This window comes from Geotalea uraniireducens Rf4 (genome assembly GCF_000016745.1).
Lineage (GTDB): Bacteria > Desulfobacterota > Desulfuromonadia > Geobacterales > Geobacteraceae > Geotalea > Geotalea uraniireducens.
The window spans coordinates 4,646,694-4,670,685 of the sequence record NC_009483.1; the positions used below are offsets into that span (position 1 = coordinate 4,646,694).

The following is a 23,992-nucleotide window of genomic DNA, read 5'->3' on the forward strand; positions in this document are numbered from 1 at the left end:
CCGGATGTACCCCGTACACCGGACAGCACAACATCCATCACGAAGAAAGTCATGCAATGAAAGAAATTATCGGCAACATCTGGGATTATCAGGATAAGGCCATCATCGCCATAACCACCAACGGCCTGGTGGGGAAAACCGGGCTTGCTGTTTTCGGCCGGGGGTGCGCCAGACAGGCAATGGAACGCTTCCCCGACCTGCCGGCACGGCTCGGCTCCTTGATCAATGCGCAAGGAAACCACGTTTTTTATCTGGGCAATGGGATTGTCAGCTTTCCTGTCGAGCATACCCCCTATGAAACGCCCGACCTGCGCCTGATCAAACGTTCAGCCGGGGAGTTGGCAACACTTGCCGACAAAGAAGGGTGGCGCCTGGTGATCGTACCGAGGCCCGGATGCGGTGGCGGCGGCCTTGACTGGCGCGAAGTGAAACCGGTTCTGGAGAGTTGCCTCGACGACCGTTTCGTCATCATCTCCCAGTAACATTCCCCCCCCTGGGAACTGTTTAATAGAGGTCGTATTTCAGCAAGCGGCATTCAATCGGGCCGTTGAAGAGAACAATCCGCCGGGTGGCCTTCAAGCCGACGTATTTGGCCAGTTCCAGATTTCCCGTAAAGAGGAAAGCGGTGTACCCCTTGCAGCGCTGCTTCATGACATCGCCGATCTCCTTGTACAGCACTTTCAGCTCCTCCTCCTCGCCGAGCCGCTGCCCATAGGGCGGATTGAAGAGGATTACGCCCGGTGCAGGCGGAGGGGCAAGGTTGCGTATATCCCCCTGGGAAAACTGCACCATATCCCCCACATCGGCCCGCATACTGTTACTGCGCGCAATCTCGACGGCCTTTGCAGAAATGTCATGGCCGATAATCGGCACCGAAATGGTTTCATGGACCTCTTCTCGTGCCGCCCGAACCAATTCTTTCCACTTGTTGCGATCAAAACCGGGCCAGCGCTGAAAACCGAACTCTTGCCGCAGAAGACCGGGAGCGCAGCGACTTGCCTTAAGAGCAGCTTCAATCGGTATGGTCCCGGAACCGCACATTGGGTCAACCAGCGGCACAGAGGCGTCCCAACCGCTTAAATCAAGGAGCGCCGCTGCCAGGGTCTCCCTCAAAGGCGCCACATTCCTGTCCAAACGGTAACCGCGCCTGTCCAGGGGTGTTCCGGAAGTATCCAGGCTTACCGTGCACCGATTTCGGAACAGGTGAACATTAACCCGCAGATCGGGATCTCTGGTATCAACATCGGGCCGGCTGCCACAGCGGTCGCGTATTTCGTCCACAATGGCATCTTTGGTCTTGAGCGCAACAAAACCAGAGTGAGTCATGGCTGAATCGCGCAGATTGCAATCGACGGCCAGGGTCATATCCGGGGTGAGAAAATCATTCCAATGTATGGCGCGCACGCCGTCATAAAGGCTCTGCGGCGTATCGCAAGGAAATTCCGCAAGTGTCATCAGGATTCGACTTGCGGTGCGCAGCCGAAGATTTGTCCGGTAACACGTCGCCAGATCCCCGTTAAACCGGACTCCACCGCTTTCTACAGATAGCTCTTCTATCCCCAGTGCCCGCAGCTCTTCCGCCAGGACATCCTCTACCCCCTTGGCGGTGGTGGCAAAAAAGAACAGTTTCATATTCGTCAATCTCTCCTCTACGTCTTCATTTATCTTAAAAACGGCAGTTATCCTGGAAAAAACATTGAACACGGATCAAATCTGATCTGTACGGATTTTCACGGATTCAGAAGATCGAGAACAAAGACCCAAAGGGATTATGGTCTGAAACCGGAATATGTCCTTGGGTTATCAGTGTTAATCCGTCAGGATCCGTGTTAATCCGTGTCCAACTGCCGTTTTTAGTCCCTTAGAAAAATTATTTGCATGTTTTTTGCGAAGAATTTTTCGTGAAGGGACTTATCCCGTTCATCGGGGTTAGGTTTATTGGGTAAGATACACTACGGGCTGACATAAAGAAAGGGAGATAATGGAATTATCCCCCTCTCTGAGCTATTGGGTTGCGATTCGTTGTTGATATTCTATTTTGCCGCCTTCTCCTTGGACTCAAGGACATAGGCAAAAAGGTCCCGGCACATTTGCAGGCGCTTGCGGTAGACCTTGCGGGGAGTCTCCTCAAGGGATTCTATGACCGGTTTCAGTTTTTCACACCCGGCAATCAGCTCTTTCAATTCGCCGGTCGTCAAGGTCATCGCCACGTCCGTCTTGGCACACAACTCCATGATTTTTTCCTTCCACCCTTCCTCGCCGTAAACCGGCTGAACAAGGCTGTAGCCCGAAAAAGTCATGACCGGGGGGAGCAATAACAACAAAGAGATGGTGAATAAACGCACGATGTTTTTTTTCGTCAACATAGTTATTCCTTGATTCCCGGGTGGCATCTTTTGCAGTCGTTCATGGGGAACGCCACGTTTATATGGCACACTCCGCAGAACTGACCCTTTAAAATATACGACATGGAGAAGAATTTTGTGGTTTTCTTTTTGATATTGAACACATCCGGGTGGCAACTATCGCAATCAAGCCAGGCGGTATGGGCTTTATGTGGAAATATGGACGGCGGAATGATATTCATTTCCGAGTCCAGTATCAGCATCTTGTCAAAGGGGAGATCCTGGGATTTTGTTTTAACATAATGGGCAGGAGAAATTACCCCCAGCTTCAGCGATTCAACCCAGTTGATGCCATCACCATAGGAGGTTCTGGCAAACGGTAATTTCGAAAATATATCGAACTTCTGCTTGCCATAGGTAATATCGCCATTATGGCACTTGTCGCAGTTACCGTTATGCCTGAAAGCCGTTTTGCCGTTATGACAGGCGCCGCAATATTTTCCTTTCCTGTTGGCAAACTCGGTTATCTCGGTCGTGTTGACCTTCATGTTGAACTCGAGTTCCGAGTGGCAGACGCGGCAGGTATACTTGATCCTGTGCTGCCAATGGGAAAACGTGGCCGGTTTGACGCCGTTCTTGGTGGAAGTGCGGTTGATGAGAATATTGCCGTATTCTTCAGCAGGGGGAAGCGGCGGAAGATCGAAAAACTCGGACGCCGACGCCGACGACAAGCAGAACAGCAAGCCCCACATCATTATGACAATTGTCAGTCTCAAACCGGTTTTGTATGGCATCGTTGACAATCCGTCTGGGGGAACGCTACCGTATCGTGGCAGACGCCGCAGTATTTCCCCTGGAATAAATCTACCATGGTGTATTTATCGGCGCCCTTCTTCATGCCGATAAAAATTTCCGGATGGCAGACTTCACAGCCGTTCCAGATAGTGTGCTTCTTATGTGAGAAGATTATATCGGGGATTCCTTCGATTTTCGAGGTAAGGGCAAAATCCTTTTGCGTGGCCAGGGGCGCTTTTTTGATGGAGACCCCCTCGATGAAATCAATCGGCTTGATCAGCCCCAGCACTTCCGCCTGCTCCCAGTTTATGCCGTTGCCATAACGTTCTTTAGGCATTTTTTCCGCAAACTTCTCAAATTCTGCTTCTTTCTTGGGGTTGGGGGCGGAGAGATGGCACCGTTCACAGCGCTTCACCTCTTCCTTGGTAAACTCCTTTGAACATGCCTTAAACACCACCCTGTCGCCATAGACCATTTTACCGTTATGGCAGGTGCCGCAGAAGTAGCCGCGCATATTGTCCGCGGCCTTCAATTGGGTTTCGCCGGCCTTCATGGAAAAACCGATATCCATATGGCAAAGCCTGCATGTGTATTTACTCCGGTGCACCCAGTGATCAAACTGAACAGGCTTGAGTCCCACCTTTTCCGAGTAGTTGTTAATGGTGACTTTACCGAACTCATAGGGAGGCACTCTCTTCTTCTTAACGCCTACTTGAGCGAAAGTTACCCCCGCCATACCGGCAAAGAGAACTATCACAAAGAACATCTTCTTCATATTCCGCCCCCCTATGTTCTGATATTTATATAAGTGGATTAAAATAATAATCAAGTAGCCGTACCATGTCAACGGTATAATAATATTTTTTAAATAATCACCCGTAATGTGACAGCCGAGACACGTCCTTTTTTATTATTTATGTGAACTATTTCTATTGATCTGACAGATTTTCAACTTTCCCGCTTGCTTTTGCGCGTTTTAATGGTATTGAGATAAAATAATTTATTTTCACTAAAAAGGGAGCCGTTTATGAACATTCACGAGTACCAGGCCAAAGAGATTTTAAGCTCCTTCGGCATTCCGGTGCCACGCGGCAGGGTTGCTCTGACCTCCGACCAGGTGGAACGTGCGGCCAAGGAGATGGGAGGGCGTTGCGTGGTGAAGGCCCAGATATACGCCGGCGGCAGGGGTAAGGCCGGCGGCGTCAAGCTGGTCCACCACCCGGAGCAGGCGCAGGAACTGGGGAAGGACCTGTTCACCAGGAAACTGGTCACACCGCAGACCGGCCCGGAGGGTCTAAGGGTGCGGAGGATTCTGGTAGAGGAGGCGGTGGAAATCGCTCGCGAGTTCTATCTCTCCATCACCCTCGACCGGGAATCATCCCGCTACTGCCTGATCGCCTCGGCCGAAGGCGGGGTAGAGATCGAAGAGGTGGCGCAAAAGTCGCCGGAGAAGATCCACATGCTTACCATCGACCCGTTCACCGGACTTCGTCCCTACCAGGCGCGCAAAATCGCCCTTGCCCTCGGCCTGGCGGGGAGCGTCTGCGAGGACTGCGTCGAGCTGATCCTGAACCTGTACCGTCTCTGCCTGGAAAAGGACTGCTACCTGGTGGAGATCAACCCGCTGGTAGTGACCAGGGCGGGGTGGCTCATGGCCATGGACGCCAAGATCAACTTTGACGACAACGCCATGTTCCGCCACCGGGAGTACCCCGACATGCTCGACTACTCCCAGCTCGACACACTGGAGATCAACGCCGGCAAGTACGACCTCTCCTACATCAAGCTGCAGGGAAATATCGGCTGTATGGTGAACGGCGCCGGTCTGGCCATGGCAACCCTGGACGTGCTCAAAGAGTTCGGGGGCGAACCCGCCAACTTCCTCGACGTGGGGGGTGGAGCAACCAGGGAAAAGGTGGCCGAGGCGTTCAAGATTATCCTCCAGGACTCTGACGTCAAAGGGGTCTTTGTCAATATTTTCGGCGGCATCATGCGTTGCGACGTAATCGCCCAGGGGATCATCGAGGCGGCCTCCGAGGTGCACTGTGCACTCCCCATCGTGGTGAGAATGGACGGCAGCAAGGTGGAAGAGGGAAAAAAGCTCCTTCTGGATTCGGGCCTGAACGTCCAGATCGGTGAAAACCTGGGGGACGGCGCTGCGCGGATTGTCCAGATGCTTGGCCAGAAATAAACTATCTAGTGTCCATCCGGAAACTCCGGATGTGACACTATTGGTTCCAATTCGGAAACGAGGGATTTTTCGTCCTGGCAAGGAAATCGAGGGATTGCGCGGAGGCGTACATCGGTACGCCGCACAAGCAAGCCTGAAGATTGACACCTCCAGGGCGGATAAGAACCGTTTCCGGATGGAAACTATCTAGGAAATGGAGAAGAACCATGTCTATTCTGTTAAACAAGGACTCCAAAATAGTCGTACAGGGGATCACCGGCAGGAGCGGTCTGTTCCACACCCAGCAGTGCCGGGATTACGGAAGCAAAATCGTGGCGGGGGTCACGCCGGGCAAGGGGGGGATTCACATTGAGGGAATTCCGGTCTTCAACACGGTAGATGAAGCGGTTCACTACACCAACGCCGATGTTTCCATGATCTTCGTCCCGCCGCCGGGAGCAGCGGACGCCATCCTCGAAGCCGCTGATGCCGGAATAGAGCTGGCAGTTTGCATCACCGAGGGAATCCCGGTGCGCGACATGGTCCTGGCCCGACGCGTTCTGGAAGGGAAGAAAATGCGCTTGGTCGGACCGAACTGCCCGGGCGTGATCACCCCGGGAGAGTGCAAAGTCGGCATAATGCCCGGTCATATTCACAAAAAGGGTAAAATCGGCGTGGTCTCCAGAAGCGGCACCCTTACCTACGAGGCGGTAAAACAGCTCACCGATGTGGGGCTTGGCCAGTCCACCTGCGTGGGAATCGGCGGCGACCCGATCATCGGTTTGAAATTTATCGACGTGCTGAAACTCTTCAACGAGGATCCACAGACCGAAGCGGTCTTTATGATCGGCGAGATCGGCGGTGGCGCAGAAGAAGAGGCAGCTTACTGGATAAAAGAAAACATGAAGAAGCCGGTAGCGGCCTTCATCGCCGGTGTCACCGCCCCGCCGGGCAAACGGATGGGACATGCCGGCGCCATCATCACCGGCGGCAAGGGAAAAGCGGAAGACAAAATCAAGACCCTCCAGGAATGCGGCGTTGCCGTTTCCACCAGCCCGACAAAAATGGGTGAAACGATGCAATCGGTGATGGGCAAAGGCAAGAGGGGAAAATCCAGCTGACCCCTCCCTTTCACCCTATTTTTGCAACGGCCTGAAGCAGTTCATCAAGGGTGATCCCTTGATGAACTGCCGAAGCAAAAGCCTCTTCACCTTCCCTTCGGTACAGGTCAAAACGGGGAGTACGTTCCCCGCCCGGTTCTGCAACTATTTTCACAATAATTATCCCCACCTGCGCCAGCTGGGGCTGGGAACAGGAATTGGGACAACCGGAAATGGCCCAAGTGAGCGATTCCCCCTGCGGCCCAAGGGCTTTAATTATTGCACGGCTAATGTCACGCGTGGGTCCTAGTCCCATCCTGCACTCGTGGCTCCCCGGACAGACGCGAAAATTCACCAGCGCCCCCGGCTCCGCTCCGTTTAGCCCCTTTTCAACGAGTGCGGCTTCGACCTTGCCGATATCGGCCCGTTCATCCAGAAGAAAAGCCACGTTTTGATCACAGGTCAAGACCATGAAGCCTCCGGCAAACTGCGCTGCAATGCCACACAAATCGCGCAGCCGACCCGCTTCAAGCTCACCTGCAAATACGTGCACTTCAAGCCTCTGCGGTCGACCCTTCTCAACCACAGGCGTGAGACACTTGTCGCAGCCGTCGATAAGCGGCAGTGTGGCGTCCCGGTCGACCTCTTCTCCAAGACGCCGAATGAACTCCTCCCTGCCGATTTCACGCAACAGGTGCTTGAGACGCTTGCCTGCCGGGGTATGACGCCTGTAAATCCGTATTATTCCTTCGAGGAGGGGAATAATGCGGGCCTCCGGGACGCGTTCTTCGAGAAGGAAGGCGGGCTGGGGTTCGCGACCGAGTCCACCCGCAACCCAGACATCATAGAGAGCCCCGTCTCCGTCATTCCCCGCATAAACCAGGCCCGCATCCTGAATCAGGTGCCGTGAGCCGTCGTATCCCGCTTCAACGCCGATCTTGAATTTCTTGGGGAGATCCTCAAAGTGGGGGTTGAGGGTGAAATGGTGGTGCAGCTTCCTCGCCAGCACCTGGACAGTCGGGAACTCGGCTGCAAAGGGGGTGCTGCAGACAATGCCTCGCACTGCCCCGCCGCATGCGCCACGCGTGGTGAGCCCGACAGCCGCCAGCATGCGCATGACCTCCGCGAGGTATTCGCCTTTCAGCCAGTGGAACTCGATGCTTGCCCGTGAGGTCAGGTGGATGCCGCCACCGGCAAACCGCTCTGCAATCTCACAGACCTTGAGCGCCTGTTCAGCAGAAAGCACCCCGCCCGGCACCTTGACCCGCAGCATAAAAGCCTCAGTCTGCCGTTGTTCGTACACACCTTCAAGCCTCAATTCCCGGATGTTTAACTTCATTGTTCACCTCTCAAAATAGCACTCAGCCCGGCTGCTTTGCATTTTGTGACGATTTCCTAAAAAATTATTCGAACAACACTACAGTTTATGATAAATAATCCGATACTTATCCCATAGCGATTCATTAAACACCACCAGAATAAGGAGGCAGTAATGCTGAAAAAACTCGTTCCGCTTTGCCTGCTGGCTTGTATAGCCCTTGCCGGCTGCAGTTCAGCAAACAAAATCACCAAGGATCTTCTCATCTCATCCGAACCGCCTGGTGCCACTGTCTTCCTGGACGGAGACAAAATCGGCGAAACGCCGCTGAAAGTCCAGACTTTTTTCACCTGGAACAAGGATGAACTCTACAACTCCCTTCTCAGAAGGGTGATCCAGGTTAAAAAGGATGGGTACGAATCCCAAGTGCGCGACCTGTATCCCATTGACATGCCCACCATCCAGTTTCTATTAAACCATGAAAATACGAAAGGTGATGCAAAATGATAAATATCCGATCACTCATAGTTCTGTCGCTGTTTCTTTTTCTCGCCGGTTGCGGCACCTACAGCTCTTTTACCGTCAAATCCGCCCCGAGCGGAGCGGATATCCTTGTTGACGGCACGGTCATGGGAAAAACTCCGGCCACCATCAAGGTGCCTTTTCCGGAAAACAATCAACTCGTAAGGGAAAAGAAGATCGTTTCCGTGAAGCTCAAGGGTTACAAAGAAGCAAAGGAAATCCTCTGCTATGAGGGAGATACCGGCAAGCTGCTCAACTTTGAACTTGTGGCTGAACCGGGAAGCGATGTCACAGCCCAGGTAACGGCGCCGCATGCGGAACTGGAGAAAAAAGCCGCCCTGGAAGCCGGCATCAAATAACAAACCGTAAATTATGCCGTGAAAAAAGGCCTTGGAAACATCCAAGGCCTTTTCTAATCCTGCTGCCCGCGAGGACAATGCAGTGTGGAAACGCTCGTTCGATCATCAGAAATATAGAAAAAACCCGTTAATAAAATAGACGATTCCGACAAGTCCCACCGCCACGCCGATCAGCCAGATATATTTCTTCTTCACCAGCGCGGCAACAGAAGAAAGAAGAATGGCTATCTGCAGGAATATTACCGCGATGCCAAAGGCCTGCACATGTTTCTGGGCATCATCGCGGATACCCTCGTACCCTTTCGCCGCCTTTTGTATTTCAGCCTTTTCCTCTTCATATTTAGCTATTTTCCTGGCGTACACGTCTATCTTTTTCCCATATTCCTCGGCTGCCGTTCGGGGGAGTTTTGTCCCGAGGGTTTTCAGCTCAAGCTCCAGCTTTTCTTTCTGCATCTCGTACAGATACCCCTTGATGCTCTTGGACTGAAAATATGCCCATTGGTCCGACGCCTGGGTCTGACTCATAACCGAGCGGGTAGAAAACCCACCACCTTTAAAGGTTGAGAGCGTGGCGCAAACCGCCAGGATAACAGTACTAAGGGCAAGATAATTCAGCCAGGACTCTTTCTTTTCTTCCGCCATCAATGCCTCCTTTGCTTAGCACGGGGTGGCTCCCGCTTCTCTAAAATAATCGGCTGTTTATTATAATGAAAATCGACCGGCTGGTAAATGTTTACATTGAACGAGGATAGAAATACATATTTCTTGTAGCAAACATCAATTCTCTCATTATTTGACTTTAGTCAATGACCGGTAGAGATGCCGGCATTAGCTTGTATTCAGCACCTCTGGTGTCAGGGCTAATAATATGCCCGTAATTGCCAGACCTGATTGATGTTTGGCAAACATTTGCTAATCTTACCAATGCTATTACTCCGGCAATTAAACATCACAATCCTGATGTAGGGGCACGGCGTGCCATGCCCCGATTGGGCGAGGCAAGCCTAGCCCCTACCGTTCATATGTTTAATAGCCGCAGTAATACCGAGCTAATGGGTGAAAAGCCATGCAAATAGCCGCTATTCCAGCGGATCGGGAATTTCCGCGAATGTAATTCCAATTTCAAATCAAGGATGAAATCAAGGCGGCGAGGAATGAGGCGACGAAGACGTACAGATAGTACGTTGAGGAGCCGAAGACGAGCCAACGAAGATAGCGCCTTGATTTGGAATTGGAATAACAGGTATCGAGACGTAGCCGGACAATCTATAGCAAAGAAAGGAGTAAAAACCGTATGTGGAAAAAGAACCTTGTCGTACTGGCGGCAATCGGAGGGGCAATGCTGGCCATCGCCCTTCCAACGTCATCAACCGCTGCAAAAGCAAAACCGGCCGCCAAGACAAAGTGGGACGGCAAAACCTGTTACACCTGCCATGATGACATCAAGGCGCTCAAGGAAGGGACGAAGCATGCAAAACTGGGTTGTGACGTATGTCATGATGAACTGAAAAAGCACCTGGACAGTGGCGGCGAGGTGAAACCGGTAACCAGAATCGATCAGACCGTATGCGGCAAATGCCACAAGGATCAGTTTGAAAGCTTCTACAAGGTGGATTATGAGGGCCAGGCACGCAAGGAAAAAGGGGTTCCGACCGGACGGTCCCCCATGATGGACAAGCTGCTCGCACCCTATGGCTTCACATATGAGCACAATGAGCCGCGTGGCCACGCCTTCATGGTTACCGACCAGTTCGTCGTCGACCGCTTTGCCGGCGGCAGGTTCCAATACAAGAAACGCTGGTGGGACGTGGACGCTGTCGGAAAAACCTGGAATATCCTTGAAGACAAGGGACCGGATTTCAAGATGGGTGAAACCGCCAAAGCCGGCAACCCCACCTGCATCCAGTGTAAGACCTCCGACCATATCCTGAAGTGGAAGTTCCTTGGAGACAAAGATCCGCGGGCCAAGTGGGATAGGACCTCCGACATCATTGCCGTTGCCAAGGATACCAACAATATTATGGGGTGTATCCACTGCCACGACCCCCACGGCGCCCAGCCGCGTATCGTCAGGGATGAGTTGATAAACGAAATTGACAAGGGAGCAAAGATGTTCTCCGGAAAGGACGGCAAAACCGATCTGAAAGTAATCTCCTTCCGCGAGGGCTTTCGCAAGATCGGCGTCATGCAGAAAGTCGATTCACGCATGATGTGCGCCCAGTGTCATGTGGAATACGCATGCGGCAAAGGTTTCGAGTTCAACAGCGGCAAGGGCATCGGCTACGACGACCAGCGGACCAACCACATGCCCCTCAAGCAGGTAAATGATCTTTTGACGCACTACAAGAGGCTCAACTTCTACGACTTCAAGCATGCGGTCACCGGTGCACGGCTGGTAAAGCTACAGCACCCCGAGGCCGAAACCTACTCCGGCAGCGTTCATGATCGGAACGGCATAAAATGCGATGACTGTCACATGCCAAGAATGAAGGACAAAAGAGGAAAGCTCTTCACCTCCCACATGGTTATCAAGCCACGCAACCATGTAAAAGAAGCCTGTCTGCGCTGCCATCCCGATTCCACTGTCGAAAAGAAACTTTACCAGATCGATGCAATCCAAAACTACATCAAAGGGAAGATGCGCAAGTCAGAGTACTGGCTGGGACAGTTAATCGACACTTACGCCGAAGCAAAGCGTTTTGGCGTGGATGAAACGACACTGGCCAAAGCCAGGGAAAAGCACGAAGAAGCCCATGTGCTCTGGGAATGGTGGACCGCCGAGAACAGTGATGGATTCCACAATCCAGACCTGGCCCGCGATAGCCTGGCAGCCTCCATCACCGCATCCAAGGAAGCCGTAGCGCTTCTGAATAAGGCTATCGAGGAAAAAACCAAAAAACCGTAACAGTTGCTGCTTGCCCATCCGGAAAAGCCTCGCTCCCGTCAATCGGTGCGAGGCTTTTGTTTGTCACAACAGGTCACTTCCCGAGCTCCAGAATGGTAGCTAATTAGATTTTAATAATTATTTTTCATGGGCATTGCGATTTAGAGCGAATGATTTAAACTATTATTTCATAAACATTATCGGCCTTTATGCGCCTCGGAATAAACGGAAAGTGTATGAGTATACCACTAAGGGTGTTAATTGTTGAAGACTCTCCTGATGATGCTGAACTCCTCTTGCGGGAATTGCGGCACGGTGGATTCGATCCGTCTTTCCAGCGGGTCGATACTGCGGAGGGCATGATGTCAGCCCTTGAAGATCAGACGTGGGACATTGTCATTACAGACTACGTCATGCCGCACTTCAACGGCATGGCCGCCTTGAACTTGCTTCAGGAGAAGGGGCTCGACCTGCCGTGCATAATCGTCTCCGGTAAAATCGGCGAGGATGCAGCGGTGGAAGCCATGCGCGGCGGCGCCCACGATTATTTTGTCAAGGGGCAGCTGGCGCGCCTTATACCCGCCATCAAACGAGAGCTGGTCGAAGCAAGGATACGACAGGAGAGGAAGCGGGACGAAGAAATTCTGCGGCAGCAACTGGCAGCCATGGAAAGTTCACTGGACGGCATGGCGACCATCAACCGTAGCGGCGAATTCATCTATCTTAATCACGCCCATGCCGAAATCCATGGATACGACACCCCGGAGGAACTCATCGGCAAAACATGGAAGGGCCTCTATGAGGAAAGAGAGGTCAGGAGGTTTGAAAACGAGATATTGCCGATCCTATGCCTGAACGGCAAATGGCGGGGAGAGGCAACGGGAAAGAAGAGGAACGGGACTCCTTTCCCCGAGGAGATATCCCTTGCCCTCATAGAGGGAGGAGGGATTGCCTACATCGTCCGGGACATTTCCGAGAGGAAGGAGGCAGAAGAGAAGCTCCGGTACATGAGCACCCACGATGCACTCACCGGCCTCTACAATCGGGCCTATTTCGATGAAGAACTGGCGAGGCTGGAAAAGGGGCGACAGTTCCCGATCAGCATCGTGATGTCGGACGTGGACGGCTTGAAGGCGGTGAATGACAAGATGGGGCATGCACATGGAGATGCATTACTGAAACAGGCCGCCAAGGCGTTGAAGGAAGTCTTTCGGGCTGAAGATGTAGTAGCCAGGATTGGAGGCGACGAGTTTGCCGCGCTACTCCCCAGTACCGACGCTGCAGCCGTCAAGGAAATCATAAATCGGCTGAAAAAGAGCCTGGCCCACCACAACGAAGCCAGCTCTGCAAGCTCTGCCCCTCCCCTGAGCCTGTCAGTTGGAGTAGCCATTGCAGAGAACGGAGAAAAACTGATCGATACCTGGAGATTGGCGGATGCACGCATGTACCTTGACAAACGATCGAGAACCAGCAGAAGCACGACTAAAGGCCCGCAAGCAGAACCGCCACGGAAGACCAAGCCCTGATCCCTCGAAACTTGCAACACGACTTATTCCAATTTCAAATCAAGGATGAAATCAAGGCGGCGAGGACTGAGGCGACGAAGGCCCTCACCCGGCCTTTGGCCACCCTCTCCCAGAGGGAGAAGGTAAACAGTATCCTCTCTCTCTCTGGGAGAGAGATAGAGTGAGGGGTACGTTGAGGAGCCGAAGACGAGCCAACGAAGCGCCTTGATTTGGAATTGGTATTATAATCCGGCTACTATCTTCCAGCCACCGAATTCCTTCTTCAGCCGTAGCGTTTCTTTTCCTTCCAGCTTCAGAGTTTTTCCCCTGATAACGACCTTCAGTCCATAGGTCCCGGAAATATCGGCACTGTTCCCTTTTATGTCGATCGTAAACCCGTCGGAACGATAATCGATCTGGTCGAACAGGGCAAAGTTCGACTCCAATTCCTTCTTTTTAGCTGTAAAATCCTGGCCTTTATCCAGATAATCATGGGAAAGGAGGGTGAGATAGAGATTTATATCTTTGTTGCGAAGCGCCTGCTGACGCTGAAGGGCCACCGAATGGAGCGCCTGCCGATCTGCGCTCTGACCGTCACAACCGATCATAAGCATAAAGATCAAACATGAAAGAATGACTCGCATCAATAATACTTTTCCATGACCTGCTTTGCCTCTTCAATATATTTACTTGATGCGTACTGCTTGGCAAGAAGGTTGAACGTCTCCCGTCCCTTGACCTTATCCCCGGAGAGAAAATACGCCTTTCCAAGATAAAAGAGGGTTTCATCATGGAACTCAGACTTGGGATATTTCAGTAGTGCCTCTTCCAGACGCTTGGTTGCTGCAGCATACTTTTCAGTACGCAGGTAAAATCGCCCCACATATATCTCATACTCAATCTGCTTCATAATGCAGACATCGAGTTTGTCCTTCACCTCTGCGACATATTCGGATTTCGGATACTGTTTGAGAAATGCTTCGAAAAGGTTGACCGCGTTCTTGACGGGTGTCTGGTCGGTATCGATCCCTGATATCTGGTTGTAATTACAAAGCCCTAACCGGTACAAAGCATAGGCAGCCTTCTCGTGGTTCGGGTGGAGCTTGCGGAAATCCTCATAGGCAGCGGCTGCTTCTATGTAGCTCTGGTTATCAAAATGGGCATCGGCAATTTTCAAATCCACCAGGGTGCTCAGCTCCGGGGAGGAAAATGTCTCTTTTACCTTTTTCCACTGGGCAATGGCATCTTCGTAGTTATGGGAGGCGTAGAACTCCTCGCCTTCCTTGAAATAGGTATCCGCTGTCTTGACGACCGGAACGGTACCGGCACAGCCGGCGAGGAGAAGCAGCAGGAAAAGGTTAATGGCATGTTTGCTAAGTTTCTGAAAAGGCATTGTTTCCCCTGTAGCAGTTGGATTATTACAAGAAAATTAGTGGAAAAAGGGTGCATTGTCAATGCAAAGTTGCCGACCTGCACAGCAGCAGAAAATAAACGGGCGGAGCTCGCAAAAAAGGCGGGGATATCCCCGCCTCTCTGATTCCGCAGCTCATGGTGATCGTTTCGACTATCCCTTTCGCTTCCGCTTGTTCGGATCAAGCTCCTTCTTGCGCAGCCGGATCGACAGGGGGGTCACCTCGACCAGTTCGTCGTCGTCGATGAACTCAAGTGCCTGCTCCAGGGTTAGCAGGCGCGGCGGGGTAAGCTTGATGGCATCGTCGGAACCGGAGGCACGGACGTTGGTCAGCTTTTTCCCCTTGCAGGGATTGACATCCAGATCGTTGTCCTTGGCGTGCTGGCCGATGATCATGCCGCCATAAACCTCTACACCGGCGCCGATAAAGAGGGTCCCGCGCGGCTGCAAACCGTCCAGGGAGTAGGCAGTGGTTTCGCCATGCTCCATGGCCATCAGAACGCCGTTCTTGCGACCGGGGATATCGCCCTTGTAGGGTGCATATTCATGAAAAGTGTGGGTGACTACCGCGGTACCGCGGGTTTCGGTCAGGACTTCGCCGCGCAGGCCGATGAGTCCCCGTGCCGGGATTACGAACTCGAGCCGGATCGTCTCCCCCATGGGGTTCATGGCAACCATTTCCCCCTTGCGCGGTCCCATCTTCTCGATGATGGCCCCCTGATACTCGGACGGAACGTCTACGACCAGATACTCCATCGGCTCAAGTTTTTTCCCGTCTTCCTCGCGAATGATGACCTCCGGCTTTGAAACCGCCATCTCAAAACCTTCCCTGCGCATGTTCTCGATCAGGATCGAGAGGTGCAGCTCGCCGCGCCCTGAAACCTTGAAGGTATCGGGATTGGCCGTATCCTCTACGCGAAGCGACACATTGGTACGCAGCTCCCTGTCGAGTCGCTCACGGATATTGCGGGAGGTAACGAGCTTCCCTTCCCGGCCGGCAAAAGGAGAGTTGTTGACGATGAAGTTCATGGCGATGGTCGGTTCGTCGATGGAAACATAGGGAAGTCCGGTCGGGTTGTCGGCCGCGGCCAGGGTCTCGCCGATCCCCACTTCATCGAAACCGGCTACGGTAACGATGTCACCGGTGCAGGCTTCGGGAATATCCACCTGCTTCAGCCCCTCGTAGCCGAGAAGCTTTGAGATACGCCCCTTCACCACCTTGCCGTCGCGTTTGACGAGGGCGATGTTCTCACCGGCCGTGACCTTGCCGTTGAAGATCTTGCCGGTGGCGATCCTTCCTATGTAGTCGTTGTAATCGATGTTGGTGACAAGCAGCTGGAACGGGGCGTTCGGGTCGCCTGCCGGCGGCCGGACGTTAGACTCGATCACTGCAAAAAGCGGCTCCAGGCTGGTGGAGGCTGCATTCATGTCAAGCATGGCGTAACCGAGCTTGGCGCTCGTGTAAACGATGGCGAAGTCCAACTGCTCGTCGCTCGCATTAAGTTCGCAGAACAGGTCAAAAACCATATCCACAACCTCGGCGGGCCTGGCGCCGGGTCGGTCGACCTTGTTGATGACGACTATCGGCTTCAGCCCCAGGTCGAGAGATTTTTTCAGCACGAACCTGGTCTGCGGCATGGGGCCGTCGAGTGCGTCTACCAGCAAGAGCACCGAATCCACCATCTTCAGCACCCGCTCCACCTCGCCGCCGAAGTCCGCGTGGCCGGGGGTATCGACGATGTTGATCTTGTAACGACCGTGATGCACGGAAAGATTTTTCGAGAGAATGGTGATGCCGCGTTCTTTCTCCAGATCGTTTGAGTCCATCACCCGCTCGGTGATGGCTTCGTTTTCACGGAATACCCCGGCATGCTTGAGCATGGCATCGACCAGCGTGGTCTTGCCATGGTCAACGTGGGCAATTATGGCGATATTTCTGATTGATTCCTGCATATGCGAACAGCTCCTCTTTCCTGTCTGCGGCGGGAACCGCAGTTTATTTATTATGTGCTTGATAAAAGAAAAAGACGGGCTTTAAGCCCGCCTTTTGTAACAGCTATTTATGACAGCTTTCCTGACAAATTACAAGTTATTTTCTGATAATCCGTCTTTTCCCGCCCATGGCCGCCATCTGCTGCTTTTGTATGGTGCCGATGCTCTCCAGGTGGAACTGGAGCCACATTTCCCCATAAGCCTTCATCTTCATCTTTTTACCTTCGTTTAAAAGCTCCAGGTTCTGCTTGATCCGTTCATCACCCGGCAACTTTTTCAGCCCTCGCTCCAGGACCTCTTTCGCCTTTCCCGTATCACCGCAATCGTTGAGACAATAGGCATAAAGACTCCAGAGGAGCGACTCCTTCGGGCTCCCGACTACAGCCTTCTCAAAGGTGTCCTTCATCTTGTCCTTCTTGTTGCGCTTCATGTAGGTAACGGCAAGCATCCCCATAGTGACCCAGTTCTTGAAAAACCCCTTCTCCAGATAGGGGAAGGCGTTGGAAAAGTCTCGTTTAACGAAGTAAACCATGCCGATCGTGGAATTGATCTGACCCGTGACATATATCTGCCACTTGCCGTACTTGAAGGCACTCTTCAGGTCCCGGATACCCTTTTCAAAGCGTTGGGACTGGATGTCCTTCATTGCCGTACCCATCAACGCTTCCAGCTTCTTTGTAATAATGCGGGATATGAGGATGAACGAACCAAGAAAAACCGGCAGGGAGATGAGCAGCGCACCCCACCAGGGAAGGCCAACGGCCAGCTTCAGCAGCAGAAAAATGGCTATTGCCGTGCCAGCAGAAATAAGAAGATTGTACATCGAGGTCTATCCTTTCAATTCTCGTAATGTTAAACGGGTACGACATGCAGCATTTTCATCCGGCAACGACGGCACTTCACCGAGGCGAGCGTTCAGCCATTATCTTCGGCAGCATTCGTCATCACGCCCTTTTTCTCCACATACTTGGCAACGATTATCCGCTTGCCAGGCCGCAAGGCTACCCTGGTTTTGATGTTGTTCCAGAGGGAGAGGATTCTGGCTGAGACATTGAAACGCTTGGCAAGAGCCGCCAAGGTATCCCCCTTTTTAACCGTGTAGTACTTGTTGAACGATTTACTATCCGATCCGGCATGCGAAGGGCGCGGCGCACCTTTTTCAGACGGACCTTCCAGGGCGGCTATCTGCACGGGAACAATCAGCACCTTGCCCCGCAGCCGCTTCACCTTGCCGAGGCTGTTCAGTTCCGCCAACACCTGACTGGTTGTGCCGAAGCGCTTTGCCACAGATGCCAGCGTATCGCGTTTTTTAGCTCTGTAACGGGCATACTGGATCTTCTCCGTGTAACGCTTGTCCTCGGGGATCTTTGCATACTCCGCCTCGAACGCCGCCTTCTTTCCCCGGGGAATTTTCAACTGGTAGCCGGGATAATCGGGGGGAGTGCACCAGCGACGCAGCTCGGGATTCAGGTCCCGAACGGCCTGGTAAGGAATTTCACAGATTTTGGCCACCACTTCCAGGTCGGTCCTGGAGGGAATCGTCACCGTATCGAACTCCACGGGGGGGAGATAGGCGACGTCGGCAAAACCGTATTTAGCCGGTTCCTTGGCAATAATTGCCGCCGCCAGCAGTTTCGGCACATAATCCTTGGTCTCGCGCTTAAGGTATGCGCCTTTGGAAAGCTGCCAGAAATCCCTGCTGTTATACATGTTGATGGCACGCAGGATCTTGTTTTCCCCCGCATTGTAACCTGCGGCAGCCAGATACCAGTCGTTGTTGAACATGGCATAGAGCTCCTTGAGGTACAAAGCTGCGGCAACGGTAGATTTGAGGGGATCACGGCGCTCGTCGATCCACGAATCTATTCGCAGGGAATAACGCTTGCCGGTAGCGGACATGAACTGCCACGGCCCCACGGCACTTGCAACGGAATAGGCGTGGGGAGAAAAGCCGCTCTCGATCATGGCCAGATAAACGAGATCCTCGGGGAGCCCCTCTTTTTTCAGTACTTCCCGCATCATGGGGATAAAGCGTTCCGACCGGGAAAGCCACTTGGAAAAGGCTTTCCTGCCGCTGGTCTGGAAATAGTGGGTGAAATATTCTACCTTGCTGTTGAAGGTCAGGGGAATGTCGGACTCGGGGAGCTCCTCTTCCGGGAGCTTGAGATCGAAGTCCGTTTCTACCTGCTTGGCCAGGGCCTCTTCAAGTGAGAAAATTTCGGAAGGGGGAAGTTCAAGCGCCTGGAGCAGGTGTCCTTCGCTGGTGGAGGAGGCAAGCCGGCTGCGGGACTGTTCGGTTTTGCCGATAAGCTTTGCCGGATCAGAAAGGGAGAGATTTGCTTCATGCGCCATTGCCTCCTGCTGCAAAAACGGTTGATCCACAGCGAAGGCCGAAGGCGCCGGCAGAAGCATTACAAGCATTAGCAGTATTTTATTCATTGACAGACACCTTCCGCTGAACTTAAGCGGGAATATCAGTTTCATCCAAATTACTGATGAAAATCGAGGTTCTTTTTGATCCGGCAAGGGAGATGAAAGGAGTGCACAGAGGCAACATCATTACGCCACATATCAAGCCCGTAGGGACATGGCCAGGACAACAAAGAACCGTCTGCGGAGAAACCTGGCGAAGGCAAGCAAAACAGCCCCAGCCTGGATGGGTCAAAATAGCGGAATTTCACTGATTTGTCAATGTTAAAGGGATTTTTGCGGCGATGGAGTGTGAGTTAGAAAATAACGACTGAGCGGCAAATACGTGTACCGAAGATGTCGGCCGGATAAAAAACGACAAAAGTAAAGCCCCCTGTCAGGACTAACAGGGGGCCTCTTGGGAACGCCCGCCGCGTTGAACCGGCGGGCTAACTAGGGCAACCTTCTTTGCAGCGGGTTACCGGGCGAAGCATATAGATTGTGGTCCACATAAGTCAGTAGGTCTCCTTTCGCTGTAATTTTCCTTCCCTCGCAATATTTTCTGCGAGGATGTCTACATATTAATCCTCCCCCAAAGCGATGTCAACCCGCCGCACCATTAAATCAATTTATAGGAATATCTTGATTAATCTGGACAGTGCCCCATCTTTAACATCGAGCGCACCATCCGGACAGAGTTCGCGACAACAGAAACAGCGGATGCAGGCGTGGTAGTCGAAATGAAGCTTTCCATCCCTGATCTCAATGGCGTGGGGCGGGCAGGCGTCTCGGCAAATTCCGCACAATCGGCATTTTTCCGGCATGACGCATGGGCGGGAGGTGAGATAATGGCGGAGACGGTTCTTGAGAAAGGGGGGAAGGCCGAACTGCACATCGGAAATGTGAGGGAGACGGAAATCCGCCACACACGCTTCGTCAACAGACAATCCTGCCGTGCTGATTGTCGATCTGTCCGCCCCGTCAATGCCGAGCCGCGCAGCAACCTGCTCCACATAAAGCAATTTTTTCGGTATGCCTGCAATTTCCGCAGCAATGACGTCCACCGAAACCGCATTTGCGCCGGCGAGAAGGAGTCCGACCTGGCGGGGATCGCCGCTCCCCGGGCCATTCCCTTCCATGGCAATGACGGCATCGACAATGGTCAGGTCCGGTTTGCGGAGGAGATACAGTTCTACCAGCATCCGGGCGAACATTTCCCGATCCGCTCCCGCCTTCAGGTGCCAACCCGCCTTTGCATGTCCGACCACCGCACCGAACAGGTTTTTCACGGCGCAGGTCATGGTCATCATCTCGTGAGTCTTGAGTTTGGGGAGGTTGATGATTTTATCCGCCTCCAGATAAGGTCGGGCCAGCGCAAAGCGCTTGAAGGTGCCTGCCCCGGAAACCTCCACCGACTCGGCAAACTCCGTGAGCTCCGCGCCGGTTTCATTGATGACCGACAGCATCCCGGACCTTTCAGCCACCCGGTCAATGCCGCCAATACCGGGAGAATCCCCCACGAGCGCCACCCCGCCCGCCTCCTGCACCAGCTCGACGACCGCCCGCAGGACTTCGGGATGTGTGGTGACCGCTGCTTCCGGTGGCTTGGCAGAAAGCATGTTCGGTTTCAGAAGAACCCGCTCACCCGGCCCGACAAATGCACCCATGCCGCCAAGCGGCGCCAACAGGCGGATAATGCCGCTCTTTATTGCATCTCTTTCGTAGACATTCACTCTCTCGATGGCAACGAGGTGCATCTTCCCTCCCAAGCTGTCATGGCCGGCAAAACCATTGTAAAATCCGCGCTGATTGGTTAAAGTCATACCATGAAACAGGCAATAGAGCAATTCTGCCGCTACCTTTCCACTGAGCGGAATGTTTCACCACACACCCTGGGTGCCTATCGGAGCGACCTGGAGCAGTTCCTGGCGTTCATCGACCGGGAGCAGCGTCCCGGAGCCGACGTCAACAGCGTAACCCATTTGCTCATCAGACGGTACATGGCCCAGCTCCACAAAGACCACCAGAAGAGCTCCATCGGCAGGAAACTTGCGGCGATCCGCGCCTTTTTCCGATACCTGCTGCGCGAGGGACTGGCGGCAAAAAATCCGGCCGAGCTTGTCAGCACACCAAAAATGGAGAAAAAGGTTCCCTTCCACCTCAACATCGACGAGGTTACCGCTCTGGTGGAAGCGCCGCAAAGCGCCGACAGCTTGAGCCTGCGCAACCGTGCCATACTGGAGACCCTTTATTCGTGCGGCATCAGGGTCTCTGAGCTGACCGGACTCAATGTGGGAGACGTGGACATGGACGAGCGGCTCGCGCGGGTGCTGGGCAAGGGAAACAAGGAACGGATCGTGCCGGTGGGCACTTATGCCCGCAACGCATTGGCCGCCTACCTGGCCTCACGGAACAATCCCTCCATGGACGCCCCGCTGATCCTCAACGCCAGGGGGGGGCGGCTGACCAGTCGTAGCGTGGCCCGCATCATCGACAAGTACATCATAAAAATCGCCGCCATGAAGAAGGTCTCACCCCATACCCTGCGCCATACATTCGCCACCCATATGCTGGAAGGGGGAGCAGACCTGCGCGCCATCCAGGAACTCCTCGGCCACTCATCGCTCTCCACTACCCAGAAATACACCCATGTGAGCATCGATCGGCTTATGGAGGTCTACGACAAAGCCCACCCCAAAGCGCGGAGCTGACAACGATGATCCAGCAGCACCTTGCGACAAGCCCTTTACAACCACCGGCAAGGGGGATACAATCGGTTCCCCGGAGGTTGCACCCATGAAACTGACCCAGCACCTTGCAGTTACCGGTATTGCTGCCGCGGCCCGTTTCCCCTTTCGGAGCGGTGAGCAGATTCTCCTCTTTTCCGTCGGCAGTGTGCTCATCGACGTGGACCATTATTTTCTCTATATCCGGCGGACGGGGCGGTTTGATGTTAGGGGGATGTTCCGCTATTTCGAAGAACTTTGGAAGATAGAAAAGGATATCCCCTACGTCGGGCTCTGCCTGTTCCACACTTTTGATTTTTTCTTGGCCGTCGGCCTTCTCGCCTTCCATTATCCGGTCATGCTGTCGCTTCTCGCCGGGCTCCTCTTCCATTTCGTCGTTGACCTTTTCGACCTCGTTCGCAAAGGGGTACCCTTTATCCGTGCCTACTTTCTCCTGGAGCACCTCATCCGGCGGCGAGACAAGGGGTATCCTTATTACTGACCCCGCCAAGAAATTTCACGTTTTGCAGTCGATTTATCATCACCGCAGGGTTTACCGACCTGATAATTCGAAGGAGTAGGCATGAAAATCTGGATTGATGCCGACGCATGCCCAAGGGTTATCAAGGAGATGGTGTTCCGGGCGTCGGAGCGTCTTCAGGTGCCGGTCTGCCTGGTTGCCAACAAGGATCTGTCCAAGGCCCATTCGCGGTTGATAACCTCCATCCTGGTTGCCGATGGGTTTGACATAGCTGACGACTATATTGCCGAGCACGCGGCACCGGAGGACTTGGTAATTACCGCCGACATCCCCCTGGCCGCTCGGATTGTTGCCAACGGCGGAGTCGCCCTCGACCCGCGGGGCGAACTTTACACCGAGGAGAATGTGGGAGAGCGACTCTCCATCCGCGACCTGATGCAGGAACTACGGTCGGCCGGGCTCGTCCAGGGTGGCCCAGCCCAGTTCGGCCTCACCGACCGGAAGCGGTTTGCCTCTGCCCTGGACCGCACGCTGACCCGCATGGTAAAACGGAAACGATAATTTCTGCCCCGGCAAGAACTCCGGGGTCTCTGTACCGACACACAACTCAGATCAGGGCCACTACAAATACAAGGAGTATCGTTTCCCATGGCTCTCCCCGCAACTATTTACCGCGCCACAATCCAGCTTTCCGATGTGGATCGCAATCTTTACGAGACATTGCAGGCAACCGTCGCCCAACACCCGTCAGAAACCGAGGAGCGCCTGGTGGCGCGCCTTCTGGCCTATGCCCTCAGCTATGCGCCGGATCTGGCCTTCACCAAGGGAGTAAGCGCCGCTGACGAGCCGGACCTTTGGGTCAAGGGACCTGACGGTCGGGTGACTACCTGGATCGAAGTCGGCCTGCCCGATCCGGAGCGGTTGGCAAAGGCAAGCCGTCATGTGGGGAGGGTAATCCTTTTCGCCTCCGGTCATGCCCTGCCCCGCTGGGAGGAGCAGCATCTGGCAAAACTTCGCGGCATCTCCAACCTCACTATCCTCGGCATCGACCAGACTTTTCTCACCAGGTTGGTCGGCCGACTGCAGCGTTCCATCGCCTGGGATCTCACCATCACAGAAGGCGCCATCTACCTCACGGTCGGCGGCGAAACCCTGGAGACGACCCTGGCAAATATAAAGTTAGCAGAAAAATGACATCCGCTACCCAACCTTGCGGCAACGGGTCCGAGTCACAGGCAAGCGGTTGGCATAAAACGCCGGTTCGTGACAGGAAAGGAATTGCTGCTACTATTAATATCAGGACACTCGTAGGGGAGGGAGGGATGGAGATGACCTGGGAATACAAGATTGTCTATAGCAGCATGGAACTTGCGGATGAAGAGGAATATGAACAGCGTCTCCACGATAGTGTACGGATGCTCAACAATCTAGGCAGCGAAGGGTGGGAGCTGATCAGCTTTTTGCCGCACCGCACTGCCGCCAAGCAGACCAAGTACCATGCCGTGCTGAAGCGCCGGAACAGCTAAAAGGCGGCGCAGACATGGCAAGTCACAACCGCCAGGGAGCGTAAAATGAAAAAAGAGATAGAAGAGTTTCTCAAGGCAGGGGCTTTCGGCGTTGTCGGCGCATCCGCAGATCGCTCAAAGTATGGCAACCGGGTTTTGCGCTGTTACCAGCAGCACGGCCTTAAGGCCATCCCGGTGAACCCGAAGACAAAGGAGATCGAAGGTGCGGCATGCGTCGCCTCGGTCCCCGACCTGCCAGACGAAGTGACAAGCATCTCGGTCATCACCCCGCCGACGATTACCGAGCAGGTAGTTGAGCAAGCAGCTCAGAAAGGGATTAAAAATATCTGGATGCAGCCGGGAGCGGAGAGTCCGCGGGCGGTAAACTTTTGCCGCGAGCACGGCATCAACGTCATCGCTGACGGAAGCTGCATACTCGTGGTTCTCGGTTACAGGGACCACTGAAGACC

General features: G+C 53.6%; 25 protein-coding genes. 13 read left to right on the forward strand and 12 right to left on the reverse strand.

What is annotated here, in order from left to right; translation table 11 throughout:
• Positions 1–56 precede the first annotated feature (56 nt).
• Complete coding sequence (locus GURA_RS20310) at positions 57–482, forward strand: macro domain-containing protein (RefSeq protein ID WP_011940774.1); 426 nt, start codon at positions 57–59, stop codon at positions 480–482.
• Between the two features lie 22 nt (positions 483–504).
• Here GURA_RS20310 and GURA_RS20315 read toward each other — a convergent pair whose 3' ends face one another.
• From GURA_RS20315 to GURA_RS20330, 4 genes are all read right to left on the reverse strand, one after another.
• The gene (locus tag GURA_RS20315) at positions 505–1,632 is read right to left on the reverse strand and encodes a THUMP domain-containing class I SAM-dependent RNA methyltransferase (RefSeq protein ID WP_011940775.1); all 1,128 of its coding nucleotides are present in this window, start codon (positions 1,630–1,632) and stop codon (positions 505–507) included.
• A gap of 401 nt (positions 1,633–2,033) precedes the next feature.
• On the reverse strand, positions 2,034–2,366 hold the full coding sequence (locus GURA_RS20320) for a hypothetical protein (protein WP_011940776.1): 333 nt from the start codon (positions 2,364–2,366) through the stop codon (positions 2,034–2,036).
• 2 nt (positions 2,367–2,368) lie between these two features.
• The gene (locus GURA_RS20325; RefSeq protein ID WP_011940777.1) at positions 2,369–3,139 is read right to left on the reverse strand and encodes a c(7)-type cytochrome triheme domain-containing protein; all 771 of its coding nucleotides are present in this window, start codon (positions 3,137–3,139) and stop codon (positions 2,369–2,371) included.
• The gene (locus GURA_RS20330) at positions 3,118–3,915 is read right to left on the reverse strand and encodes a c(7)-type cytochrome triheme domain-containing protein (protein ID WP_011940778.1); all 798 of its coding nucleotides are present in this window, start codon (positions 3,913–3,915) and stop codon (positions 3,118–3,120) included. The genes GURA_RS20325 and GURA_RS20330 overlap by 22 nt, the downstream gene beginning before the upstream one ends.
• Before the next feature lie 252 nt (positions 3,916–4,167).
• Here GURA_RS20330 and sucC point away from each other — a divergent pair, with 252 nt between their 5' ends.
• Both sucC and sucD read left to right on the forward strand, forming a co-directional pair.
• Positions 4,168–5,331 (forward strand): ADP-forming succinate--CoA ligase subunit beta, encoded by a 1,164-nt coding sequence (gene sucC / locus GURA_RS20335; protein ID WP_011940779.1) that lies wholly within the window; start codon positions 4,168–4,170, stop codon positions 5,329–5,331.
• Positions 5,332–5,537: 206 nt separating this feature from the next.
• Positions 5,538–6,431 (forward strand): succinate--CoA ligase subunit alpha, encoded by an 894-nt coding sequence (sucD, locus tag GURA_RS20340; RefSeq protein WP_011940780.1) that lies wholly within the window; start codon positions 5,538–5,540, stop codon positions 6,429–6,431.
• A gap of 10 nt (positions 6,432–6,441) precedes the next feature.
• On the opposite strand, the gene GURA_RS20345 is transcribed toward sucD, so the two are convergent.
• Complete coding sequence (locus tag GURA_RS20345; RefSeq protein WP_011940781.1) at positions 6,442–7,749, reverse strand: nitrite/sulfite reductase; 1,308 nt, start codon at positions 7,747–7,749, stop codon at positions 6,442–6,444.
• Between the two features lie 153 nt (positions 7,750–7,902).
• Here GURA_RS20345 and GURA_RS20350 point away from each other — a divergent pair, with 153 nt between their 5' ends.
• Together GURA_RS20350 and GURA_RS20355 are read left to right on the forward strand one after the other, a co-directional pair.
• On the forward strand, positions 7,903–8,235 hold the full coding sequence (locus GURA_RS20350) for a PEGA domain-containing protein (RefSeq protein WP_011940782.1): 333 nt from the start codon (positions 7,903–7,905) through the stop codon (positions 8,233–8,235).
• A complete protein-coding gene (locus GURA_RS20355; protein ID WP_011940783.1) occupies positions 8,232–8,609 on the forward strand; it encodes a PEGA domain-containing protein in 378 nt (125 codons plus the stop codon). Before GURA_RS20350 ends, GURA_RS20355 begins: the two co-directional genes overlap by 4 nt.
• Positions 8,610–8,714: 105 nt before the next feature.
• On the opposite strand, the gene GURA_RS20360 is transcribed toward GURA_RS20355, so the two are convergent.
• Positions 8,715–9,251 carry a DUF4337 domain-containing protein gene (locus tag GURA_RS20360; RefSeq protein ID WP_011940784.1) on the reverse strand — a complete coding sequence of 179 codons (537 nt, stop codon included), beginning with the start codon at positions 9,249–9,251 and terminating at the stop codon, positions 8,715–8,717.
• 652 nt (positions 9,252–9,903) lie between these two features.
• Here GURA_RS20360 and GURA_RS20365 point away from each other — a divergent pair.
• On the forward strand, positions 9,904–11,514 hold the full coding sequence (locus tag GURA_RS20365) for an ammonia-forming cytochrome c nitrite reductase subunit c552 (RefSeq protein WP_011940785.1): 1,611 nt from the start codon (positions 9,904–9,906) through the stop codon (positions 11,512–11,514).
• A gap of 215 nt (positions 11,515–11,729) precedes the next feature.
• Positions 11,730–13,019: a sensor domain-containing diguanylate cyclase gene (locus GURA_RS20370; RefSeq protein WP_083764974.1), complete on the forward strand. Its 1,290-nt coding sequence runs from the start codon at positions 11,730–11,732 to the stop codon at positions 13,017–13,019.
• A 221-nt stretch (positions 13,020–13,240) separates the two neighbouring features.
• On the opposite strand, the gene GURA_RS20375 is transcribed toward GURA_RS20370, so the two are convergent.
• The 6 genes from GURA_RS20375 to GURA_RS20400 all read right to left on the reverse strand — a co-directional run bounded on the left by GURA_RS20375 (position 13,241) and on the right by GURA_RS20400 (position 20,567).
• Entirely contained in the window at positions 13,241–13,612 is a 372-nt protein-coding gene (locus GURA_RS20375; RefSeq protein WP_198134498.1) for a nuclear transport factor 2 family protein, read from the reverse strand.
• A gap of 29 nt (positions 13,613–13,641) precedes the next feature.
• On the reverse strand, positions 13,642–14,391 hold the full coding sequence (locus tag GURA_RS20380) for an outer membrane protein assembly factor BamD (protein WP_011940788.1): 750 nt from the start codon (positions 14,389–14,391) through the stop codon (positions 13,642–13,644).
• 171 nt (positions 14,392–14,562) lie between these two features.
• Positions 14,563–16,362, reverse strand: coding sequence for a translational GTPase TypA (gene typA, locus GURA_RS20385; RefSeq protein WP_011940789.1), 1,800 nt, complete (start codon positions 16,360–16,362; stop codon positions 14,563–14,565).
• Between the two features lie 136 nt (positions 16,363–16,498).
• Positions 16,499–17,224, reverse strand: a complete 726-nt coding sequence (locus GURA_RS20390; protein WP_011940790.1) for a tetratricopeptide repeat protein — start codon at positions 17,222–17,224, stop codon at positions 16,499–16,501.
• Between the two features lie 92 nt (positions 17,225–17,316).
• The gene (locus tag GURA_RS20395; protein ID WP_011940791.1) at positions 17,317–18,840 is read right to left on the reverse strand and encodes a lytic transglycosylase domain-containing protein; all 1,524 of its coding nucleotides are present in this window, start codon (positions 18,838–18,840) and stop codon (positions 17,317–17,319) included.
• A 599-nt stretch (positions 18,841–19,439) separates the two neighbouring features.
• Positions 19,440–20,567, reverse strand: coding sequence for a DUF362 domain-containing protein (locus GURA_RS20400; protein WP_011940792.1), 1,128 nt, complete (start codon positions 20,565–20,567; stop codon positions 19,440–19,442).
• A 69-nt stretch (positions 20,568–20,636) separates the two neighbouring features.
• Between GURA_RS20400 and xerC the strand changes: the two genes are divergently transcribed.
• The 6 genes from xerC to GURA_RS20430 all read left to right on the forward strand — a co-directional run bounded on the left by xerC (position 20,637) and on the right by GURA_RS20430 (position 23,987).
• Positions 20,637–21,521: a tyrosine recombinase XerC gene (gene xerC, locus GURA_RS20405; protein WP_011940793.1), complete on the forward strand. Its 885-nt coding sequence runs from the start codon at positions 20,637–20,639 to the stop codon at positions 21,519–21,521.
• 85 nt (positions 21,522–21,606) lie between these two features.
• Complete coding sequence (locus GURA_RS20410) at positions 21,607–22,038, forward strand: hypothetical protein (RefSeq protein WP_011940794.1); 432 nt, start codon at positions 21,607–21,609, stop codon at positions 22,036–22,038.
• Between the two features lie 81 nt (positions 22,039–22,119).
• Complete coding sequence (locus GURA_RS20415) at positions 22,120–22,578, forward strand: YaiI/YqxD family protein (RefSeq protein WP_011940795.1); 459 nt, start codon at positions 22,120–22,122, stop codon at positions 22,576–22,578.
• Positions 22,579–22,665: 87 nt separating this feature from the next.
• Positions 22,666–23,211, forward strand: a complete 546-nt coding sequence (locus GURA_RS20420) for a YaeQ family protein (protein ID WP_011940796.1) — start codon at positions 22,666–22,668, stop codon at positions 23,209–23,211.
• Between the two features lie 128 nt (positions 23,212–23,339).
• Positions 23,340–23,543, forward strand: coding sequence for a DUF4177 domain-containing protein (locus GURA_RS24830; protein WP_011940797.1), 204 nt, complete (start codon positions 23,340–23,342; stop codon positions 23,541–23,543).
• Between the two features lie 45 nt (positions 23,544–23,588).
• Positions 23,589–23,987: a CoA-binding protein gene (locus GURA_RS20430; RefSeq protein ID WP_011940798.1), complete on the forward strand. Its 399-nt coding sequence runs from the start codon at positions 23,589–23,591 to the stop codon at positions 23,985–23,987.
• The last annotated feature ends 5 nt before the right edge of the window (positions 23,988–23,992 follow it).

What these genes read in the sequence shown, in the direction of transcription:
- xerC (WP_011940793.1), top strand. Translation starts at nt 20,637, where the DNA reads ATGAAACAGGCAATAGAGCAATTCTGCCGCTACCTTTCCACTGAGCGG.
- GURA_RS20375 (WP_198134498.1), bottom strand. Translation starts at nt 13,612, where the DNA reads ATGCTTATGATCGGTTGTGACGGTCAGAGCGCAGATCGGCAGGCGCTC.
- sucC (WP_011940779.1), top strand. Translation starts at nt 4,168, where the DNA reads ATGAACATTCACGAGTACCAGGCCAAAGAGATTTTAAGCTCCTTCGGC.
- sucD (WP_011940780.1), top strand. Translation starts at nt 5,538, where the DNA reads ATGTCTATTCTGTTAAACAAGGACTCCAAAATAGTCGTACAGGGGATC.
- GURA_RS20420 (WP_011940796.1), top strand. Translation starts at nt 22,666, where the DNA reads ATGGCTCTCCCCGCAACTATTTACCGCGCCACAATCCAGCTTTCCGAT.
- GURA_RS20350 (WP_011940782.1), top strand. Translation starts at nt 7,903, where the DNA reads ATGCTGAAAAAACTCGTTCCGCTTTGCCTGCTGGCTTGTATAGCCCTT.
- GURA_RS20400 (WP_011940792.1), bottom strand. Translation starts at nt 20,567, where the DNA reads ATGCACCTCGTTGCCATCGAGAGAGTGAATGTCTACGAAAGAGATGCA.
- GURA_RS20315 (WP_011940775.1), bottom strand. Translation starts at nt 1,632, where the DNA reads ATGAAACTGTTCTTTTTTGCCACCACCGCCAAGGGGGTAGAGGATGTC.
- GURA_RS20345 (WP_011940781.1), bottom strand. Translation starts at nt 7,749, where the DNA reads ATGAAGTTAAACATCCGGGAATTGAGGCTTGAAGGTGTGTACGAACAA.
- GURA_RS20390 (WP_011940790.1), bottom strand. Translation starts at nt 17,224, where the DNA reads ATGTACAATCTTCTTATTTCTGCTGGCACGGCAATAGCCATTTTTCTG.
- GURA_RS20310 (WP_011940774.1), top strand. Translation starts at nt 57, where the DNA reads ATGAAAGAAATTATCGGCAACATCTGGGATTATCAGGATAAGGCCATC.
- GURA_RS20410 (WP_011940794.1), top strand. Translation starts at nt 21,607, where the DNA reads ATGAAACTGACCCAGCACCTTGCAGTTACCGGTATTGCTGCCGCGGCC.
- GURA_RS20365 (WP_011940785.1), top strand. Translation starts at nt 9,904, where the DNA reads ATGTGGAAAAAGAACCTTGTCGTACTGGCGGCAATCGGAGGGGCAATG.
- GURA_RS20320 (WP_011940776.1), bottom strand. Translation starts at nt 2,366, where the DNA reads ATGTTGACGAAAAAAAACATCGTGCGTTTATTCACCATCTCTTTGTTG.
- GURA_RS20380 (WP_011940788.1), bottom strand. Translation starts at nt 14,391, where the DNA reads ATGCCTTTTCAGAAACTTAGCAAACATGCCATTAACCTTTTCCTGCTG.
- GURA_RS20325 (WP_011940777.1), bottom strand. Translation starts at nt 3,139, where the DNA reads ATGCCATACAAAACCGGTTTGAGACTGACAATTGTCATAATGATGTGG.
- GURA_RS20360 (WP_011940784.1), bottom strand. Translation starts at nt 9,251, where the DNA reads ATGGCGGAAGAAAAGAAAGAGTCCTGGCTGAATTATCTTGCCCTTAGT.
- GURA_RS20430 (WP_011940798.1), top strand. Translation starts at nt 23,589, where the DNA reads ATGAAAAAAGAGATAGAAGAGTTTCTCAAGGCAGGGGCTTTCGGCGTT.
- GURA_RS24830 (WP_011940797.1), top strand. Translation starts at nt 23,340, where the DNA reads ATGGAGATGACCTGGGAATACAAGATTGTCTATAGCAGCATGGAACTT.
- GURA_RS20415 (WP_011940795.1), top strand. Translation starts at nt 22,120, where the DNA reads ATGAAAATCTGGATTGATGCCGACGCATGCCCAAGGGTTATCAAGGAG.
- GURA_RS20355 (WP_011940783.1), top strand. Translation starts at nt 8,232, where the DNA reads ATGATAAATATCCGATCACTCATAGTTCTGTCGCTGTTTCTTTTTCTC.
- GURA_RS20395 (WP_011940791.1), bottom strand. Translation starts at nt 18,840, where the DNA reads ATGAATAAAATACTGCTAATGCTTGTAATGCTTCTGCCGGCGCCTTCG.
- typA (WP_011940789.1), bottom strand. Translation starts at nt 16,362, where the DNA reads ATGCAGGAATCAATCAGAAATATCGCCATAATTGCCCACGTTGACCAT.
- GURA_RS20330 (WP_011940778.1), bottom strand. Translation starts at nt 3,915, where the DNA reads ATGAAGAAGATGTTCTTTGTGATAGTTCTCTTTGCCGGTATGGCGGGG.
- GURA_RS20370 (WP_083764974.1), top strand. Translation starts at nt 11,730, where the DNA reads ATGAGTATACCACTAAGGGTGTTAATTGTTGAAGACTCTCCTGATGAT.